Below are 20,532 nucleotides of genomic sequence, written 5' to 3'. Positions count from 1 at the left end.
GGAGGAATGTGGAGATGGAACGGATTGATTTGCTCGTTACGGGGATTGGTCGTTTGGTTACTCCTCCCGGAGATGACCCGCGCTGCGGGCAACAAATGAAAGAAGTTCATGTGATTATGGACGCAGTGGTAGCAATTCGCGAGGGTAGAATCGTTGCGTTTGGTACAGCCAAGGATGTGTTGGACCTCCTGATAGACGCGGAGATCGCAGAAACGATAGATGTTGGCGGACGAATGGTCACACCGGGATTGGTTGATCCGCATACGCATCTCGTTCATGGCGGCTCCCGTGAACATGAGCTGGGGATGAAGCGGTCCGGCATTTCCTATTTGGACATTTTGGCACAGGGGGGCGGCATTCTAAGCACGGTGCAAAGTACACACATGGCAAGTGAGCAGGATCTCTATGATAAGGCGCATCGAAGTTTGAATGAGATGCTGTTGCATGGTGTGACGACAGTTGAAGCGAAAAGCGGCTACGGACTTTCCCTAGAGGACGAATTAAAGCAATTGCGTGTGGCAAAACAGTTGAATGATACTCATCCGCTAGATATTGTCTCTACGTTTATGGGGGCTCATGCGGTGCCGCTGGCGTATAAAGGGCGTGCTGATGAATATATAGATCTCATCGTCGATGAGATGCTTCCCAAGGTAGCGGAAGAGAAGCTTGCGGAGTTTTGCGACGTGTTTTGTGAGCAAGGGGTATTTTCCGTTGAGCAGTCACGCCGAATTTTGCTAAAAGGCAAGGCGTACGGTTTACTTCCCAAAATACATGCAGATGAAATAGAATCACTGGGTGGAGCAGAGCTGGCGGGCGAAATTGGTGCGATTTCCGCTGAACATTTGCTGGCTGCAACCGATATAGGCTTGGCTGCGATGGCGAAACACGGCGTGATTCCGGTGCTCTTGCCGGGCACTTCTTTCAATCTAGGCCTGGTCAAACATGCGCGTGCACGCGATATGATCGACACGTATGAACTGCCGGTGGCACTCGCAACGGACTATAATCCGGGCTCTTGTCCGACTGAGTCCATCCAGCTCGTCATGATGCTGGCGTCTCTGAATCTGAAGATGACCCCGGAGGAGATTATAACGGCATGCACAATCAACGCGGCGAATGCGCTGGGACGCGGGGATCGTATCGGTTCGATCGCGGTGGGAAAGTGTGCGGATTTAACCATACTTGATGCGCCGAATCTCGCTTATCTTCCATATCATTTTGGGATTAACCATACGTTTGGGGTCATCAAAGACGGAAATGTGATCGTATGGGACCGTACCATTGTGGCAAAAGAATCAGGTAGGGAGGAGGGTGCACGATGAGCCGCGAAATCCCCTTTCTCAAACCGCCAGATCAAGCTGCTTTCAGAGATCATATGGAAACCAAGGTCGCCAACTGGATTCACCAGTGGGACGGTCAAGAGCCACTGCTTGCAGGAATCATCGGAATCCCGTTGTCGAAGCCGTCGATTTCGCATTCAGGCGCTTCGACGACGCCGGCCGCGATTCGAGCGGCGTTCAAGTCGTTTACGACATACTCAATGGAGTATGGTGTGGATCTGCAAGATTTAGCCGTTCGCGATCTCGGCGATATCCAAATGCATGTGACCGACATCGTGGAATGTCACCGCCGCATCGAGGAAAGCTTGCGCGCGCTGTATCACGCTCAGCCGGACTTGATTCCGATCATCTTCGGCGGCGATCATTCGACGAGCTGCCCGTCGATCAAAGCCTTCGTGGACCGTCACCCTGGCCAAAAGGTAGGTATCCTTCATTTTGATGCCCATCATGATGTTCGTAATTTTGAGGATGGTGGCGTGACCAATGGTACTCCGTTCCGGGGCATCCTCGAATCGGGTTTGGTAGAGGGACATCATATCGTACAAATCGGTATTCGAGGCTTCATGAATGCCAAACCGTATCATGACTACGTAAAGAGTAAAGGCGTACTTGTATTTACGTCACGTGATATACGTCGGATTGGCATAGATGCGGTACTCGATCAGGCCCTTCAATTTGCAGGGAATGGCACGGATGTGCTGTATGTGAGTTTCGATGTAGATGTGATTGATCAGGCATTTGCACCGGGCTGCCCAGCGATTGGTACCGGCGGAATGGATCCGTGGGATGCGCTGGATGCCCTCTATCGTCTAGGATCACTACCGCAGGTGCAAGGTTTGGACTTCGTCTGCATCGATCCGACCATCGATGTACGTAATGTGACCTCGCGTCTAGCGGTACAGTTCATGCTCAGCTTCTTGGCAGGGGTCGCTGCGCGCTCCAAATAAAACGCCGCTAGTTCCAAATTGTTGGAGCTGGCGGCGTTTGTTGTTGATTCCGCAATGCCACAATATTTTTGAAAAAAAATTATACTATACTAGAGGAAGAAGGGTTAAGATGAAAAAGAATGTATATGCACCAATTCTCGCAATCGGAAGAAAGGCAGTCTTGCAGGATTGTATGCGCTTCCGAAAGCAGTAGAGTAATTCCATGGTGGGCTTTATCTCTTTCTGTCATTCAAAAAAACTGGTCGTGGGAGAGAACAGCAATGATGAGTGGAGATAGCAAGAAACAGCAAGTTCATACAGATATTCTGGTTGCCGGAGGCGGCATTTCGGGTGTAATAGCTGCCATTGCGGCTGCAAGGAACGGTGCTAAGGTTGCGCTTTGTCAGGATCGCTCGGTGCTAGGAGGCAATGCCTCTTCCGAGATCCGTATGCATATTGTCGGGGCGGCGCATTCCAAACGGGGGACGGCATTAGAAACTGAAGCAAGAGAGGGGGGCATCCTCGAAGAAATTCTTCTGGAGTGTGCTGTTCGCAATCCACAGCGAAGTGCTTCGATGCTGGATCTCCTCTTATATGAAAAGTGCAGAGCGGAACTGAACCTAACGCTGATGCTGAATACGGCAATAATTGGGGTGCGCATGAACGGCAATCGCATTGTGTCAGCTTGGGCAACGAGGGAAAGCACGGAACATAGTTTTGAAATTTGTGCGGACATTTTCATGGACTGTACGGGAGACGGCCGTCTCGGCAAAGAAGCAGGAGCGCAATTCACGACTGGACGTGAGTCTTCCGAGCAATATGGAGAGTCTTTCGCTGGCGCTGTGGCTGATACATATCGTCTCGGTTCTTCGTTGTTATTTACCGCTCGAAATATGGGGAAACCGATGGCATTCATCCCCCCTGTTTGGGCGAAGCGCTATTCCGAGGAGGATTTGAAATACCGCAGTCATGCGTCATGGGAATACGGGTATTGGTGGGTAGAGTTCGGCGGACTATTGGATACGATCTCTGATAATGAATTCATTCGTGATGAACTTCTGGCCATTATGATGGGCGTGTGGGATCATATCAAAAATAGTGGTCATCATCCAGAGTCTGAGAACTGGGCGCTGGATTGGTTCGGCTTTGTACCTGGCAAGCGGGAATCTCGTCGATTCATCGGGCGACATGTGTTGACACAAAGGGATCTGGAAGAGTCGGTTCATTTCGAAGATGTCATCGCGTATGGGGGGTGGCCTATGGATACACATCCACCACAGGGGATTGAGGCCAAAGAGATCGATCCCTGCCATCAACCGCACACAAACCATGTATATGGCATCCCCTTAAGGTCATTGGTCAGTGCTAATGTGGACAATTTGATGTTTGTTGGACGCAATATATCCGCTACTCACATTGCATTTTCAAGCACGAGGGTCATGGCTACCTGTGGTGTTATGGGACAAGGTGCGGGAACATTCGCCGCTTTGGCCATTGAAGAAGGTATTTCACTTGAGATGGCGTATACGAATCAATCTTTGATTCGGAAAACACAACAACGACTGCTTCGGCAGGATGCGTTTCTTCCTGGTATTCCGGCGAGCGGTAACTTGTCTAGCCAAGCGAAAGTTCGAGCCTCTTCCGAACAACCTCAAGGCCAAGCATCTTATGTAATAGACGGCTATACCCGTGCGATGCATGGCACAAACGGTGTAAGGCTTGACCTCGTTGCTCCAGGCTCCCATAGATGGATGTCACAGCCTGAAGATCAAGCACCTTGGATTGAGTTAGCATGGGAAACACCGGTTTCTATCAGCGAGATTACGATCGTGCTTGATACAGGCATGCACCGAAGACTGACACTGACACAAGAGGATCAGTTGCATAAGAAAAATGAATGGGGACCACAACCTGAAACGTTGAAGGATTTCCAAGTCATTGCTTATACTGCGAATCCAGACGAGGATGCTCATCAAGTGATGATGATTCAGGATAATTACCAACGGCAAGTAACACGCCATGTAGAGTTAGAACAAGTATGCAAGCTTCGCTTGGAAGTCTTAAACACGAATGGATTGGATCATGCTCGCGTATTTGAAATCAGATGTCATTGAAGTAGGTATGGTGGACATCGCTATGAGGAGGATGGCGTTTTGGCAGGGGTTTTTGACAATGCTAACATCTCAGGCTGTACGATTACGGATGTTCAAATGGTGCCAGAAGGTAGTCTCACGCTAGAAGACGGAAGAATCTTTACGGATTTACCAGCATTTTGCCGAGTTTCCCTCGAACTGAAGCCAACTTCGCAGTCTAACATTCGAGTGGAGCTTTGGCTGCCACAAGATTGGAATGGCAGATTCCTCGGCACGGGCAATGGAGGTAGCGCTGGTTCTATTAGTTACACTCCGCTAGCAATGGGGGTGCGGCGAGGATTCGCGACAGCGAATACGGATATGGGCACCTCGCCCAATGCCTATGAGGCGATTGGACATCCTGAACGATGGGTGGATTTCGGTTATCGTGCAACTCACGAGATGATAACTTCTTTACTGACCCGAGGCTTCTAGAATTTGCCCCAGAGACGCTGGCTGCTTCACAGATTGACAATGACAGGGTTAGCCTTACTGACGAACAGATATCAGCACTGAAGCTGATTTATGCGGGGCCAACCAATCCGAGAACAGGCGAACGTATCTATACGCCACTGCCATATGGGAGTGAGGATTGTTGGGGAGGGTTGGATCTTCAACAAGATCCAGAACAGTTGCCGTCATCGCTGTTATATCCATTTCATTGGGTGTTCGGGCCGGATTTCGATTATTCGACATTTGATTTTGATCGGGATTTGGATACGTTGAATGAGCAATTAGCACCGATTCTTAATGCGAATAATCCCGATGTCAGCGAGCTGAAAGCTTTAGGTGGGAAAATTTTGTTGTACACCGGGACTGCGGATCCGCTTGTTCCGTTTCAAGATGCACTCCATTACTATGAGCGAGTGATTGAACATCAAGGCAGCCTTGATCAAACCCAGGATTTCTTCCGGTTATTCCTTGTGCCAGGAATGGGTCATTGCGGAGGTGGACCGGGGTTGAATGAGATAGGTTTCAGAGGCGATTCCAGTTTTCCAGTGGATAGCGATCATGACATTTTAGCCGCAATGGTTGACTGGGTTGAGCATGGAAAAGCGCCGGATACACTTATTTGAGCAGATTGTCGGATGCGGGCATTGAGGTTATTCGTGTATATCCGTTGTGGCCGGATTTTCAGCCGATTGAGTGATATCCATCAGATTTACCTATTGGCTCGGCATCCGAATTGTGGATGTCGGGCTTTTTTCAAATGAGGTGAAATGTTATAATTTCTTTACGATACGCTGAACTTAGAGAGGGAGAGACGGGAACGAGAATGAGCACTCACCAAATCTATTATTATCGTGATTTCATGGAGAAGGACTTCCCATTTAAACTGGATTTCCGTCTCGAGACTAATTTAAATCAGCAAGCACATGCCCATGAACATGTCCAAATTTGCTATGTTATGCGTGGAACATGTTTCCATTATACGGCTAATCAGACCTTTATGATGACCAAAGGGGACATGCTGGCGATTCCGCCGTACGTACCTCATTATTTTGAACCCTACAAAGATGAGAAGGTCGAGCTTGTACAGATTGATTTCATGCCGCTGGTTATTGACGAAACGGAAACAGGTTCAGAATCCTCACTCTCGAATCAATTTTTTCCGAAAATCCAAATATCTTCCCACACGCAAGATGTTGTTGAGGGGCTTATCTCCAGCATGAGACGGGAGAATGAGCAGAAGCAATCCGGCTACCATTACTTAATCAAAGCGGATTTAATTCGATTGCTTGTGACCATTTTTAGAGAAGGTACGAAGGAAGGTCCTTCCGCTAAAGCGAAGGATACGACAGGAAGACGGTTGTTTCATGAAGCTGTTAGTTATATTGAAGAGCATTACGCAGCAAATCTCCAGTTAGAAGATATAGCGCAGCGAGCGGCTATGTCTCCGACCTATTTTAGCTATATGTTCAAAGTGCTCAAGGGTCAACCGTTCGTTCAATACGTGAATGACGTGCGCATTCGCAAAGCGATTGATTTACTGCGAATGACCGAAATGAGTGTATTGCAAATTTGCTTTGAAACGGGCTTTAATAATGCGAGTCATTTTAACCGAATGTTTAAAAAAGTGACGGGGATGACACCGCTGAAATACCGTCAGCAATCGGAAGAACAATCCTAAAAAAGGTGTGTTTTTTCGTAAGATACTGCATGTAATACCCATAACCTCGAGGTATAGTAGACGTATGTCAACTACACGTGGAGGTTTTTTCATATGAAATTATCCTTTAGCACGCTGCCTTGTGAAGGGTGGAGTGTCGATTTACTCATTGCAAGCTGTCAAACTCTTGGATATACGGGGATAGAGCTCAAGGAAGACCATTTAAATGCAGTTAGTTTAGCAACACCAGAGGCTGAATTAGTCCAGATTGCTGCGAAGTTTCGCCAAGCTGGCATTACAATTACGAATATAGGAAGCAAAATTATTCTTAATGGTATTCGATCGGATGAAGAGAAAGCACTCACAGAACTTAAACAAATCATTGGGATGGCTTCTGTACTTGGGGCAAAAGGCGTACGTATTTTCTTAGGTTCGTACCTCCGCTTTGTGGAGCAACGCGTACAGCCCAAGGATGAGGTGCAAATTATTGCGTACGTACAGGAAGCTTGTGATTATGCCTTGGCGAATGGTGTGGAGATATGGCTCGAAACTCACAATGAATATTCAACGGGGGCAGTTCTGAATCAATTCCTTCAACGCGTGGATCGAACAAATTGCAAAGTGATCTATGACATCATTCATCCATATGAATTTGGAGAAAAACCTGAAGATACGATTCGACTTCTTGGAGATCGCTGTGCACATGTGCACATGAAGGATGGTGTACCATTTGAGGATGCGAAGATCCATGAATGGAAGTACACGCCAATAGGGGAAGGACAGTTGCCGCTACGCTCGATCGTTTCACTTTTACTAGGGAGTGGATATGACGGTTACTTCTCATTCGAATGGGAACCGAAATGGCGTCCAGAATTAAAAGAGCTCCAGTTGGAAGTACCATCGGTTCTAGCTGATTATGTAACGTATATGAAGCAACTTGCTGTCTACAAATAAACGCATGAAGAGGAGAGTTACAGGATGAAAACACTACTTGCAATTAAGGATCCCTATTTAAAAGAACTTTTTTTCCATGACGCGGTTATCGAAAAATTACTGGCATTCTCCGATGTTACTTGGTATGAATCTACGGGAGAAGAGTGGAGCACGGATGGATTAGCTCGCCTGATCGGCGAGTATGATGCGTGTCTGACTTCATGGGGGACGCCATTTTTCACGGGGGAAGTACTTGCGAATGCAAGTAAACTGAGATTTATCGGTCATGTGGCCGGCTCACCTACGTCTGTAGTCGATGAACGTGCATTCCACCATGGCATTACCGTTGCTACAGCGAATACCGTTTTGGCTAAATCAACCGCTGAAGCTGCTTTTGCCTTGATGATGGCGGGGGCTTGGGACTTATATGGATATAGTACGAGACTGAAGCGCGGTCAGTGGGGAAATAACAGCAGAGACACCGTTATGGGTGTATCGAACCAAGTGATTGGCTTGATTGGATTGGGTGAAATATCCAAAAATGTCATCGGTATGCTAAGCGGATTTCCTGTTCGCATTAAGTTGGCCTCACGCTATTGTACGGAAGAACAAGCTAGAGCACTTGGTGTAGAGTTGTGTTCGTTAGACGAACTGTTGCAAACGAGCCAAATTGTCTCGCTGCACAGCACACTAACACCATCCACAGTAGGTTTCATTGGAAAACGAGAACTCGCTCTACTTCAGGACGGTGCCTTGTTCGTTAATACCGCACGTGCCAAAATTGTAGATGAAAACGCAATGATGGACGAGTTGCAGTCTGGTCGTTTCTTCGCAGCTTTAGATGTGTTTCACGAGGAGCCTGTACCTGCTAGTCACCCCCTTCACAGTTTGGATAATGTCCTATGTGTGCCACATATCGGTGGGTTTGCTAGAACGTTCAAAAGATCCATGGGTGAGTTTGTTGTGGACAACTTACAATGCTTTACGCAGGGGGGAAAAGAACTCCCTGGTGTAATCTCATTGGAAGGGTATGGGCGTATGACGACGATTAATCTGCAATAATAGAGTAACTAACTTCACATGTTAACGATTGCCTATCTTTAAGGTAACTTGAAACTCGATTCACTAGGTATTAATTGAAATTAGATCCCAGAAGAAGCTGTATCTACGGAAAATGCGTAGGTACAGCTTCTTAGTCATTATATGGACTACCTGGTCATATGTTGAAACTGTTCAAACGGGACGCGATAGAGCAGCTCTTCTTCCCGCCCGAAACGCGCTATTTCTTCCACTATCGTGAGACTCAGCTTCTGCACTAAGAGGGGATCAAGACGGGATTGAGGTCTATCTTGATGGACTACTTGACCCAATACTTCTCCACATTCACCATGGATCTCCATTTTTATTACCTTAGTTACTTTCATCAGTTGTTTAAAGGGAGATTTGGGATGAGTCCAGTGAAATATCGGAAGCGACAAGCATGAACCGCGATTCTTGAATATGAGTTGGCAATGTGTGACAATGGGAGAGGTAACTCAGTAACGTGGGAGCACCTAATAAGCGTTGCAGTGTTGAAGGAGGAATAATTAGATGATAAAAACAATGAAGCTTGGAACCAGTAATCTAGAAGTTCCGGTTATTGCAGTAGGCTGTATGAGAATTAACTCGTTGGACAAGCTGGAGGCGGAACGCTTCGTACAAGGAGCGATGGATATCGGAGCTAATTTCTTCGACCATGCAGATATATACGGTGGAGGTAAGTGTGAGGAAATCTTTGCAGATGCCATCCATATGAACGCTAGTGTTCGTGAACAAATCATTTTACAATCCAAATGCGGGATTCGAAAAGGGATGTTCGACTTCTCCAAAGAACATATTTTGGAGTCCGTTGACAACATACTGAAGAGACTCAAAACGGATTACTTAGATATTCTACTTCTACATCGTCCAGATGCTTTAGTTGAGCCTGATGAAGTTGCTGAAGCGTTTGACTTACTGGAAAGCTCGGGGAAAGTCAGACATTTCGGTGTTTCCAATCAGACACCTCTGCAAATTCAATTATTAAAGAAATCAGTGAAGCAGCCGCTTGTTGCCAATCAATTGCAGTTAAGCATCACCAACGCAACGATGATTTCGAACGGTATCAATGTGAATATGCTCAATGATTTCGCAGTGGATCGTGATGGGGGCATTCTTGATTTCTGCCGATTGAACGATATCACGATTCAGCCTTGGTCACCTTTCCAATATGGATTCTTTGAAGGTGTATTCCTTGATAACGAGAAGTTCCCAGAGTTGAATGGGAAAATTGATGAAATCGCGGCGAAATATGAAGTATCCAATACGACGATTGCGATTGCATGGATTCTTCGCCATCCAGCACGGATGCAGCCGGTTACAGGTACAATGAACATCAATCGATTAATCGATTGTGCCAAAGCTGGCGATATTCAATTGACTCGTCAAGAATGGTATGAGATTTATCGTGCGGCAGGGAATGTTCTTCCCTAGTGGTTAGAGTTTGCATAGAAGCGTTCACTCCGATGGGGTGGGCGTTTTTTTGTCATCTGAACCGAAAAGATTCTCCTATTCTCCTAGTTGCTTTTGGAATCATTTGCTATAAACTAGATACGAAGACTCTATTAAAATGTAATCAAATGGTAGATTTGGTACAGAGCGGGGAGACGATAGGATTGCAGGGAGTCAGTTTAATTTTTAAAGTATTGCTTGGATTTGTCGTTATTACTGCGGCGCTCATTCTATTTCTCTACTACAATAACGCCTATGGGATGAAGATCCTGCGTGAAGAAGTGTCCAAAACCAATTATACCTTATTGCAATCACACGGCTTACAGATGGATAGTGGACTGCAGGAAGCGACGTATTACCTGCTCAGATTAATTACAAGTGATACCTCGTATCCAGATTTGATAACGCTTTCGCTATTTCCGATGGATTCGAGTAACTACTTTTTTGCGAAACAGCGAACGATGAGATCGTTCACAAATAATTTAGATGTATTTCGAGAGGTAGATATCTTTTTCGTTTATTCCAAAACGACGGATGATGTAATCTTTGCCACGCGAGATCAACACTTACTAACAGAATCGGATCAAATGATTCGTACCGAAATGCTCCAAACGGCAGACGATCCGAACAAAAGCTGGAGATCTACGAAGCAGGGGGATCACAGATATTTATATCGCACTGAAAAAATAAGCCCGGAAATCATTGTCGGTGCCGTTGTTAATGTAGGTACTTTCCTGTCGCCGTTAGGTGATGTTCGATTCGGAGATAAAGGAATGGCCATGCTGCTTGATGCCAACAGGGAACCAATTAACGATAGTGCGATACCTGCTGAGCAGATGGCAGTCGCTAGAGGAGCCAAAGGCTCTGAACCGTTAGGGGATGGAACCTACCGAATGAGCTATGAGGGAGTACCGTATTTGTTAATCGGGTATCCATTGAAGGAAACGGGGCTTGAATTAGCAGCTATTCTGCCAGAACAGGATTTGTTGCGAAGATTGACGTTCTTCCAGCGGATGATCTATATGATTCCGATTGCAGGTACGTTGGTTCTCATCTTGTATTTTCTATTTTTGAAAAAGGTACTGCAGAAACCGCTCCAAGACTTAATGAACGGGATGCGCAGCATTATGCGCGGTAATCTGGAGTTTCGAATCGCTGCGGGAAATGTACGGGAATTTGTGTTTCTAACAGATACTTTTAATAAAATGGTCACACAGATTCGATATCTCAAAATGGATGTCTATGAAGAGCAGCTGAAAAAGAAAGAAGCTGAATATAAGCATCTGCAAGCGCAAATTAATCCGCATTTCTATTTGAACTCACTCAATCTCATATACAGCCTTTCGGAACTGGAGGAGAACGCATTAGTTCAAAAAATGACGGAGCATCTGGCTGCTTATTTCCGCTTTATTATGCGAGGCAGTCGAGAATATGTGACAATCGAAGAAGAAACAGCGCATATCCGTGATTACTTAGAGATTCAAAAGCTCCGTTTCCCGAGCAAAATGTTCTATACCTGTGAAATTTCCGACAAGCTTCTGGAGATCCCGCTTCCACCACTAAGTATTCAACCATTCGTTGAAAATGCGGTTGTTCATGGGATGAAAAAGCCTGGGCATGTGTTTCGATTAGATATCCAAATTAAACAGTCTGACTCGAACTTGGCGTGTATGGACATTCGGGTAGCGGATAATGGACCTGGATTTCCACCTGATCTTTTACGAGCTCTGCAAGAAGGCAGCTACGCGGGTAACAGTGCTGTGAAGCATCTAGGGATATGGAATGTGCAAGAGAGGCTTAGGCTGAAATATGGGCAAGCGGCAAGCTTCGCATTTGAGAATCTGACTACTGGCGGGGCAGAAGTGACTCTAACTGTACCAATCGAGCAGCGAAGAGGAGACGAGGATACTCATGATTAATCTGTTAATTGTAGATGACGAGGAATATACAGTGAGAGCGCTGTATAAGGCGATTGATTGGGGGGCTGAAGGGATAACAACAATTTACGATGCCGCAGACTCCGATGAAGCAATGTCGATTATTCAACAGCATAAAGTTGATCTCATGATATGTGATATTGAAATGCCAGGCATGAACGGACTGGAGCTTCAAGAATGGGTGAACGTCTTTGCACCATCCATGGTTACGGTGTTCTTAACCGGACATGCTGACTTCACATATGCACAAAGAGCGATTCAACAGGGAGGCTTCGATTATCTGCTGAAGCCTGTGAAGAGAGATCATTTACGTAAAGTCGTAGAAAAAGCAGTGAGCCAAGTTAAACAAGAAAAAGAATGGCAGCATTACAACGAAAATGTTCAGAAGTATACGACAATATGGGAAAAGCAGAAGCCTGTTATCATTGAACGTTTCTGGCAGGATGTCCTTGACGAGAGAATCCGTATGAACGCGTATGAACTTGAGCAATCGTTAGTCGCCTCTGAACTGGCACTGACCACGACAACGTTAATCGTTCCTATTTTAATCAGTGTTGAACGTTGGGATAAAGAATTTACGCTTCGTGATGAAGAAATTATGAATTATGCTTTGCGGAATGTAGCTAGTGAGATGTTGCTGGGAGGCCATGCAGGAACTGTCATTCAAGATCGAAGCGGGTTGAACCTTGCTTTGTGCTATGTGAATGAGAATCTGGAAGCTTTACCATGGCAGGATTGGGAAAAAGCTTGTACGGAGTATGCGCATGCCTGCGCGCGCTATCTGTATTGCACCGTATCGTGTTTTATCGGCAAACCTACGGTACTGACCCATATTTCTCAAACTGTATATGAGTTAATTGATACAGAGCATGAGCACGTATCTGGTCATAGTATCATTCGGCTTGTTGACAGCGAGGTGCAGAAACCAACGAATGTGCGGCAATTCACTATTCCGGTTGCATGGGAGGAATGGATCAAGTTATTCGAGAGCGGCAAACGAACGGAATTAACAACGAGACTTCAGGCCTTGTTTGTGGAACTTCGTGAATCGGATGTGGATGCGGAGATCATTAGTGCGGTGTATCATTCCTTGTTAAATTTCATTTATCATGCCGCCCATAAGAAAGGATGGCCTGTCAAAATGCTGCTGCCCGGAGGAAGACGAGGTGAGGAGAAGAATCCGCCACGTTCTCTTAATCAATTACAAACGTGGGCAGAACGACTTTTCTCGGCGGCCATGAAGCAAATGGCGGAGAGTGGCGTGGAGAATCTCGCCTTAATTGAGACGATTAAAGCGTATATCCAGGAAGATTTGAACGGGGTGACACGCGAAAGAATTGCCGCTTATGTGCATCTCAATGCCGCCTATTTATCCCGAATTTTCAAAAAAGAGACGGGACAATCCATGATGGATTACATCATAGCTGAGAAAATGAAGCAAGCCAAAGTACTGCTCATTGAATCACGCACTCGAATCAGTGATATCTGCGAGCAATTAGGATATGAGAATTTCTCTCATTTTAGCAAAATGTTTAAACGTGTTGCGGGCATGACCCCTCAGGAATATCGCAAGAGCTATCAAAGTCTTTACCTGGATTCAGGGAGCAGCAGTCATTTTTAATTTGGAGTTGAACAACATGAAAGGCCGAAGCGGAATGGATTCCTGTTTCGGTCTTTTTGACCTGGAAATTCAATCAAGTCATAAAAGCAGTAATAATGTCATTTGACTTCGTAGTTCAGAATCTCTTCCAGCGATAAACTAGCTATATAAAGTTCAACTGGAGAGAGAGGCGGCACACGTGTACAAAGCGATACATGTCAAATTATTATTTCGTAAAATCATCAAGGATCGATTTTTGCTATTGATGTTGCTTCCTGGGACGCTGTACTTACTGATCAATAATTACGCGCCCATGTTCGGTACATTAATTGCCTTTAAGAGCATCAATTACGCGGATGGCATTCTGAGAAGCCCTTGGGTGGGATTTAAAAATTTCGAGTTTCTATTCCAAACGACAGATGCTTGGTTGATTACGCGGAATACGCTGCTTTACAATTTTACCTTTATTGTATTAAATCTCATTTTCGGTGTAGGCGTCGCAATTGCGCTTAACGAGCTTCGAAGTCGGTTTATGGCAAAAATGTATCAGAGTATCTTGTTTTTACCTTACTTTTTATCTGCGGTCATTGTAGGATACTTGGGTTTTTCCCTTTTGAATCAAGAGTATGGATTCATCAATAAGGGCATTCTTGAGCCGTTAGGCTTCGATGCTATTGCCTGGTACAGTGAGCCCAAATGGTGGCCATATATTCTTCCCCTCGTGCAACTCTGGAAAAATATTGGCTACGGAAGCATTATTTATCTAGCTGCTATTATTGGCATCGATGGCGAATATTATGATGCGGCCTTGATGGACGGAGCTTCGAAATGGCAGCAAATCACGAAGATAACCATTCCGATGCTGAAGCCGATCATGATCATTCTCACGATATTGGCGATTGGACATATTTTAAATGCGGATTTCGGCTTATTCTACCAAGTGCCGTTGGACGCGGGGGCATTGTACTCCACAACGAATGTCATTGATACGTATGTATATCGTGCCTTGCTTCATCTGGGTGATATTGGAATGGCTTCTGCGGCTGGTTTATATCAATCAATGGTAGGATTTGTTGTTGTAGTCGTTGCGAACAGCATTGTTCGTAAAATAAACCGCGAACATGCGCTATTCTAGGAGGGTTCAACATGGATTCAATCGCAATGGAAATGAAAAAACAGTCGAAAGCTTCCCCTATCACACGGCGTTCACGAGACCCGAACAGCATCTCAAGACCGGCAAGCATGGTGCTGAATCTATCCTTTATCTTGTATTGCGTAATCAGCTTGGTACCGGTTCTGCTTGTCTTATCCGTCTCTTTCTCGGATGAAAATGCCATCGCTTTACATGGTTACAGACTTATTCCAGAATCCTTTAGTCTTGCTGCTTATCAGTATTTATGGCAAGATGCTGCGCACATTGCTAAGGGATATAGCATTTCCATTTTCGTCACATTGGTAGGTAGTTTATTGGGGTTAACAGTTACCGCTATGTTCGCCTACCCCCTTTCGCGTATGGATTTCAACTTTCGTGGATTTTTCTCCTTCTTCATCTTTTTTACGATGATCTTTAGCGGCGGACTGGTACCTTGGTACCTCGTCTATACGAAGCTGTTTCCCATCAAGGATACGTTATTCGCGCTGATCATTCCGAATCATCTCATGAATGCATTCTTTGTCATCATGGTGCGTACTTTTTTTCAAACGACAATCCATCCTTCATTAATTGAGTCTGCGAGTATGGATGGGGCAAGTGAGATGAAAATATTCCGGAGTATCGTTCTCCCCTTATCTCTGCCAGTGCTTGCGACGGTGGGATTATTCTACACCATTGGTTATTGGAATGATTGGTTTAATAGCTTGGTATTCATCAACAATGATAACCTGGTGAACTTGCAATACATGATGTACAAGGTTATGAGGAACTTACAGTATTTGACTGCGAATGCTCAAGTAAGTGGAAGTGTAAATATTTCATCTGAAATTGCTAAGCTGCCCAATGAGACCGTTCGTATGGCCATGTGTATTACAGGAATGGGACCTATTGTACTCGCATTTCCGATGTTCCAGAAGTATTTCATTAAAGGCCTCACGGTAGGCGCAATTAAAGGCTAGATCCGGCAGTAACCGGTTAGCATATATGATGTGTACTAATAGGAGGGTTCATATGGTAAAAAGAAAGGCGATTCCAGCAGTATTGGCTTCAGCTGTATCGATGTCACTGTTGTTCAGTGGCTGTACCTCATCGAATTCGAGTGAAGGCAACAAAGAAACTAGTGCGCCAACAACCGCGCAAGCGTCACCAGGAGCGACTGCGAAAACACTTGCTCCATACAAACTAAGTATGTACATTCCAGCAGCAGGAGCGCCTGCCGATTTGAAGTTGGTGAATGAGGAAATCAGCAACTATTTAAAAGAGAAGATCAATGCGACTTTCGAGTTGAATGTGTTAGCTTGGGCCGATTGGCAGGACAAAATGAATTTGAAATTTGCTTCTAGCGATGCTTTCGATCTGATTTGGACCGTGGCATGGGATAATTTCACGACCAAAATTCAACAAGGCTCGCTCATTGATATGACAGCACTTATCGATCAATTTGCGCCCGATGCGAAGAAGATTATTAATCCTGCACTGCTGGAAGGCTCCAAAATTAACGGCAAAAATTACTCGCTTCCCGTGAATAAGGAGTTAGGTAGTCAACGTGGCATCATGCTGCGTAAGGATTTAGTTGAGAAATATAAGATTGATCTTACACAAATTAAGTCCATGTTGGATCTGGAACCCATTTTCCAAATGATCAAAGAGAAAGAGCCAAAGGTAACTCCGCTTTATATTAATAAAGACAGCAATGTTGTGTATACCCAGAATGTAGCTAATTTCGACGGTAATCTGTTACGGAATGCAACGGACTTCAAGGTTGTTAACTTGCTTGAAACAGCGGAATATCGCAAATCACTGGATTTGGCACGGAAATGGTATGTCGGTGGCTACGTCAATAAAGATGCTGCCACACTGACGGACATGATGAGCGGTCTGAAGTCTGGTAAAGCGTTCTCCTTCTTCGAATGGTTGAAGCCTGGGAAGGATGCGGAAGTCAGCAACTCTATAGGTATTGATTGGGTGCAAGTGCCATTGACGCAGCCTCTGATTGCGACGAGTGACACGACAGGTTCCATGATCTCTATTTCCCGCACATCTAAGGATCCGGAACGAGCTGCGATGTTTTTGAATTTGTTATACACGGATAAGAAATTGTTGAATATGCTTGTATTCGGAATTGAAGGCAAACATTACGCCAAGGTAGAGGGTAAGAACGATGTCATCGATTTCCCTAAGGGTGTAACAGCACAAACCTCAGGCTATAACCTGAACCAAGGCTACATGTTTGGCAATCAGTTTAATGATTATCTTTGGGCGAATGAAGATCCAGCGAAATGGGAGAAATTCAAATCGTTCAACGAAAAGGCGGAAACCTCAAGGCTGCTTGGCTATTATTTCGATCAATCTAGTGTGAAAAATGAAATGGCTGCCATCACTAACGTGAAAAAAGAATTTGAACCAGGCCTAGTGACGGGTACGCTTGACCCGAATGAGATTCTTCCGAAATACATCGAAAAAGCGAAATCGGTCGGTCAAGAAAAAGTGTATGCGGAGCAGCAGAAGCAAATTGATGAGTGGGTTAAAACAAAAGGAAAGAAGTGAATCTAGACAATGATAACGAAGGTCCTGACGACAGAAGAAATTGAGCAATTTCAGGAACTGGGATGGGTCAAGGTTGCACAAGCATTTAGCCGTGAGAAGGCGCTGGCTTGTCAGGATTTCCTATGGAATAAGGTTGAAGAAGCCTATGCCGTAAAGCGTGATGATCCGGTTAGCTGGATTCGCTCTCTTATTTTTCACCAAGTATCCTACAGAGGTCCTGAGTTTGATATCTGCAATACCCAACGAATGGCCGATGCGATTGAGGATTTGGTGGGCGAAGGTCGTTGGCGAGAGCATGTGGTCTACAAGGAGAGAGATGCCGACTACCCAACTTGGGGCTGGTGGCCTGTTAACTTCCATCATGGAAGAGATAAGCCGTGGGATGTTCCTACGGAAGGTTGGCATTGGGATGGTTCACATTTTCACCACTTTGTGGATAGTCCCGATCAAGGATTACTTTGCTTGTGCTTGTTTTCTGACGTGGGTTCACAAGCAGGAGGCACTTTAGTTGCAGAAGGTTCGCATAAGGTGGTGGCAAAGTTTCTTGCGGACTACGCGGAAGGTATTGACCTTGGTGAAGGGATTCAAACGCTCAATGCTAAGCATCCTTGGTTATCCGAATTGACGGGACTATCGCCAGCGGTATCTGATCATCAATCACGCATAGATCGGTTTATGAATCAATTCACGACAGATGCAGATGGTTTCAAGCTGCGGGTACAAGAAGTGACTGGGGAACCTGGCGATGTGATTCTGTGTCATCCATTCCTATATCATGCACCGTCACAGAATCATAGCGATAAGGTACGCTTTCTGTGTAATCGAACGACACCTTTGTTTGAACGGTTGAATCTGGATAGAGCTGATGAAGCAAACTATTCACCATTGGAAAGAAGTGTTCGAACTGCTTTAGGAAAGGCTTAATCGGTAGCTGTGAAGGAATTACTTCCATCGGTTTCAACATACAAGTGCCGATGGAAGTAACCATAGTTCAAATTAGCTGGAGAGGGGTGATAGCATAAAAAAGGTTTTCTAAAGCACTGAATGAAAACGCTCTCAATTTAGTCCAATTCAGTCTTATGATTTACATCCAATAGGAGGCGAATGAATGAATCTAGTGATTAACAAACGATTCGTAGCGCGACTTATCTCCCTGTTCCTTGTTGTGACGCTAATGGGGGCACAGTTGCTGCTTGTTGCACCTGCGTCTGTATCAGCAGCTGCAACAACTTATTATGTAGATTCCGATGCTGGAAATGATACGAATACGGGCATAAGTTCAGCATCCCCCTGGAAAACATTAGCCAAAGTGAACAGCATAACCTTTGGTGCAGGAGACAAAGTGCTATTCAAATCAGGATCCTCGTGGACGGGGACCTTACAGCCGAATGGATCAGGCAGCAGCGGATCACCTATTATTTTCGATAAATATGGAAGCGGGCCTAATCCTGTTCTGAACGGCGCGGGAGCAGCCTCAACGGTGTACCTTTACAATGTTCAATATATAACGGTACAAAATTTGGAAATCACCAATGATGCAGCAACGGTTGCTAAACGTAGTGGAATCCTAGTAGTAGGTAAAGGCTCTGGTATCTTAAATAGCATTCATCTTCGGAATCTGAACATCCACAATATCAAAGGAAGCTCAAACCGCGACACCGATATGTACTTGAACTTGCTATGATATCGGGGTGAATGGCACGAATCATCGTTGGATAGCTGGCATATGGACATGGGCAACCAAGGATGCGACGATTCAATACAATGAAGTGGCACGAGTACATTTCCAAGCGGGTACAGATAATGATTCAACAGCCTTTGACAGCGATATTCATACCTACGGCACACATACGTATCAATACAATTATTCCCATGACAACTCGGGTGGTTTCTTCATGAGTATGGGGGATTTGAGAAGATTTGGCGGGCAAAATATCGTGCGCTATAACATTAGTAAAAATGATAATCATTTACATTGGGCTGACGCTACGTTTTCGAGTGCTGACCAAGAAGCTACACATGTCTATAACAATACCTTCATTCAAAACAGCGGCAATGGCTTTAAAATTCAAGGGTTGAAATCTGTTTCTTGGGAAGGCAGCTATTACAACACGAAATTCGAAAATAATATTTTCTCCATTTCAGGTGGCGGGCCAATCGATTTCCCATCGACGCACATTTATGACAGTAATTTGTATGATGGTTTCACTCCGCCAACCGATGCGAATGGGGTGATCGGAACACCACAATTCGTCAATAGCAGCTTAGGCGCTGATGGTCGGGCAACGACAATCGGTTACCGGTTACAAGCCACTTCACCAGCAATTGATGCCGGTAAACTTATTGCGAACAATGGCGGCCAAGATTTCTGGGGCGGTCCTGTCGGTAGTAGCCCAGATATCGGTGCGAATGAATACAATGCAACCTACACCGATACGCAAAACCCAACGGCTCCAGTTAATGTGACAGTCGCGAGTGTGACCGACGTTTCGGTTAAACTCACCTGGAATTCCTCCGTGGATAACTTTGGTGTGATGGGCTATAACGTGTATAAAGATTATAATGCCATTGCGCTTACGCCTGCATCTGCTAATTCCACATCTATCGTTGGACTTCAGCCGAACACAACGTATGTATTCTATGTGAAGGCTGTAGATGCAGCATGGAATTATTCCTCTGGAGGCAGTGCATTGACGGTGACAACGAAATCGGCACCACCTGCCGTATCCGCGGTTCATTCTGCTACCCCAGTGACGATTGACGGCAATTTAAATGAAGCAGATTGGCAAATTACGACGCCACTTAGCAAAACGGTGAGCGGGGTCACCTATACGAGTTCCCAATTCGGTGTGATGTGGGACAGTACCTATTTATATGTTGGTGTGAACATCACGGATCCTGCACTTTTTAACGATTCCACCAATATCTATGATGACGATTCCTTTGACATTTATATCGATGCGAATCATGATCGGAATTTCACATACGATGCTTTCGACCGTCAATTCGCGTTTGGTTACAATGATTTGACAGGCTCCGAGAAGAACGGTCATCTCACAGGCGTGTTGTTCAAAACTTCACCAATCACAGGTGGATATAGTCTAGAAGCCGCTATTCCTTGGAGTAATTTAGGCATTACACCATATGCAGGTCTGAAAATCGGGTTTGATATTGCGAATAACGACGACAGTAATGGCGGCGTGCGTGATAGTCAGACGATGTGGAATGGAACAGGAAACAATTGGACGAATACCTCTGCATTTGGTGATGCGCTGTTACTGCCATAAATCCTAAACGATAGTAGGAACCAGAATGGAAGGGAGCC

General features: G+C 45.3%; 18 protein-coding genes. 17 read left to right on the top strand and 1 reads right to left on the bottom strand.

From position 1 onward, the window contains the following. The first annotated feature begins 14 nt into the window (after window positions 1-14). The 8 genes from hutI (at window position 15) to ASG89_RS18915 (ending at window position 8,503) form a co-directional block, all read left to right on the top strand. Window positions 15-1,322: an imidazolonepropionase gene (gene hutI / locus ASG89_RS18950; protein ID WP_057312460.1), complete on the top strand. Its 1,308-nt coding sequence runs from the start codon at window positions 15-17 to the stop codon at window positions 1,320-1,322. Then, window positions 1,319-2,287 carry a formimidoylglutamase gene (gene hutG, locus ASG89_RS18945; protein ID WP_057312457.1) on the top strand — a complete coding sequence of 323 codons (969 nt, stop codon included), beginning with the start codon at window positions 1,319-1,321 and terminating at the stop codon, window positions 2,285-2,287. The genes hutI and hutG overlap by 4 nt, the downstream gene beginning before the upstream one ends. A gap of 260 nt (window positions 2,288-2,547) precedes the next feature. Further along, a complete protein-coding gene (locus ASG89_RS18940; protein WP_063867993.1) occupies window positions 2,548-4,380 on the top strand; it encodes an FAD-dependent oxidoreductase in 1,833 nt (610 codons plus the stop codon). Between the two features lie 39 nt (window positions 4,381-4,419). After that, on the top strand, window positions 4,420-4,833 hold the full coding sequence (locus ASG89_RS18935) for a tannase/feruloyl esterase family alpha/beta hydrolase (RefSeq protein WP_057312455.1): 414 nt from the start codon (window positions 4,420-4,422) through the stop codon (window positions 4,831-4,833). Then, window positions 4,767-5,474, top strand: a complete 708-nt coding sequence (locus ASG89_RS18930; RefSeq protein ID WP_082593412.1) for a tannase/feruloyl esterase family alpha/beta hydrolase — start codon at window positions 4,767-4,769, stop codon at window positions 5,472-5,474. Before ASG89_RS18935 ends, ASG89_RS18930 begins: the two co-directional genes overlap by 67 nt. Window positions 5,475-5,674: 200 nt before the next feature. Then, entirely contained in the window at window positions 5,675-6,529 is an 855-nt protein-coding gene (locus ASG89_RS18925; RefSeq protein WP_057312452.1) for an AraC family transcriptional regulator, read from the top strand. Window positions 6,530-6,622: 93 nt separating this feature from the next. Continuing rightward, window positions 6,623-7,462: a sugar phosphate isomerase/epimerase family protein gene (locus tag ASG89_RS18920; RefSeq protein ID WP_057312450.1), complete on the top strand. Its 840-nt coding sequence runs from the start codon at window positions 6,623-6,625 to the stop codon at window positions 7,460-7,462. Between the two features lie 24 nt (window positions 7,463-7,486). Then, entirely contained in the window at window positions 7,487-8,503 is a 1,017-nt protein-coding gene (locus tag ASG89_RS18915; protein ID WP_057312448.1) for a hydroxyacid dehydrogenase, read from the top strand. Between the two features lie 146 nt (window positions 8,504-8,649). Here ASG89_RS18915 and ASG89_RS37755 read toward each other — a convergent pair whose 3' ends face one another. Beyond that, the gene (locus ASG89_RS37755) at window positions 8,650-8,841 is read right to left on the bottom strand and encodes a hypothetical protein (protein WP_235549819.1); all 192 of its coding nucleotides are present in this window, start codon (window positions 8,839-8,841) and stop codon (window positions 8,650-8,652) included. Between the two features lie 193 nt (window positions 8,842-9,034). Between ASG89_RS37755 and ASG89_RS18905 the strand changes: the two genes are divergently transcribed. The 9 genes from ASG89_RS18905 to ASG89_RS18865 all read left to right on the top strand — a co-directional run bounded on the left by ASG89_RS18905 (window position 9,035) and on the right by ASG89_RS18865 (window position 20,494). Further along, window positions 9,035-9,952, top strand: coding sequence for an aldo/keto reductase (locus ASG89_RS18905; RefSeq protein ID WP_057312668.1), 918 nt, complete (start codon window positions 9,035-9,037; stop codon window positions 9,950-9,952). A 146-nt stretch (window positions 9,953-10,098) separates the two neighbouring features. After that, entirely contained in the window at window positions 10,099-11,889 is a 1,791-nt protein-coding gene (locus tag ASG89_RS18900; RefSeq protein WP_235549818.1) for a histidine kinase, read from the top strand. Next, window positions 11,882-13,528, top strand: a complete 1,647-nt coding sequence (locus ASG89_RS18895; RefSeq protein ID WP_057312441.1) for a response regulator — start codon at window positions 11,882-11,884, stop codon at window positions 13,526-13,528. The genes ASG89_RS18900 and ASG89_RS18895 overlap by 8 nt, the downstream gene beginning before the upstream one ends. Window positions 13,529-13,772: 244 nt before the next feature. After that, window positions 13,773-14,642 carry an ABC transporter permease gene (locus ASG89_RS18890; RefSeq protein WP_082593440.1) on the top strand — a complete coding sequence of 290 codons (870 nt, stop codon included), beginning with the start codon at window positions 13,773-13,775 and terminating at the stop codon, window positions 14,640-14,642. A gap of 11 nt (window positions 14,643-14,653) precedes the next feature. Continuing rightward, a complete protein-coding gene (locus ASG89_RS18885; RefSeq protein WP_235549817.1) occupies window positions 14,654-15,619 on the top strand; it encodes a carbohydrate ABC transporter permease in 966 nt (321 codons plus the stop codon). Between the two features lie 52 nt (window positions 15,620-15,671). Next, a complete protein-coding gene (locus tag ASG89_RS18880; RefSeq protein WP_057312439.1) occupies window positions 15,672-17,207 on the top strand; it encodes an ABC transporter substrate-binding protein in 1,536 nt (511 codons plus the stop codon). Between the two features lie 9 nt (window positions 17,208-17,216). After that, the gene (locus tag ASG89_RS18875; protein ID WP_057312438.1) at window positions 17,217-18,131 is read left to right on the top strand and encodes a phytanoyl-CoA dioxygenase family protein; all 915 of its coding nucleotides are present in this window, start codon (window positions 17,217-17,219) and stop codon (window positions 18,129-18,131) included. A gap of 184 nt (window positions 18,132-18,315) precedes the next feature. Further along, the gene (locus ASG89_RS18870) at window positions 18,316-18,891 is read left to right on the top strand and encodes a hypothetical protein (protein WP_057312437.1); all 576 of its coding nucleotides are present in this window, start codon (window positions 18,316-18,318) and stop codon (window positions 18,889-18,891) included. Between the two features lie 7 nt (window positions 18,892-18,898). Continuing rightward, a complete protein-coding gene (locus tag ASG89_RS18865; RefSeq protein WP_057312436.1) occupies window positions 18,899-20,494 on the top strand; it encodes a sugar-binding protein in 1,596 nt (531 codons plus the stop codon). Window positions 20,495-20,532 lie beyond the last annotated feature (38 nt).

Origin of the sequence: Paenibacillus sp. Soil766, from assembly GCF_001428105.1 — a bacterium.
Taxonomy (GTDB): Bacteria; Bacillota; Bacilli; order Paenibacillales; family NBRC-103111; genus Paenibacillus_E.
The sequence above is the reverse complement of the archived record's forward strand: the minus strand, read 5'-3'. Positions and strand labels throughout refer to the sequence as shown.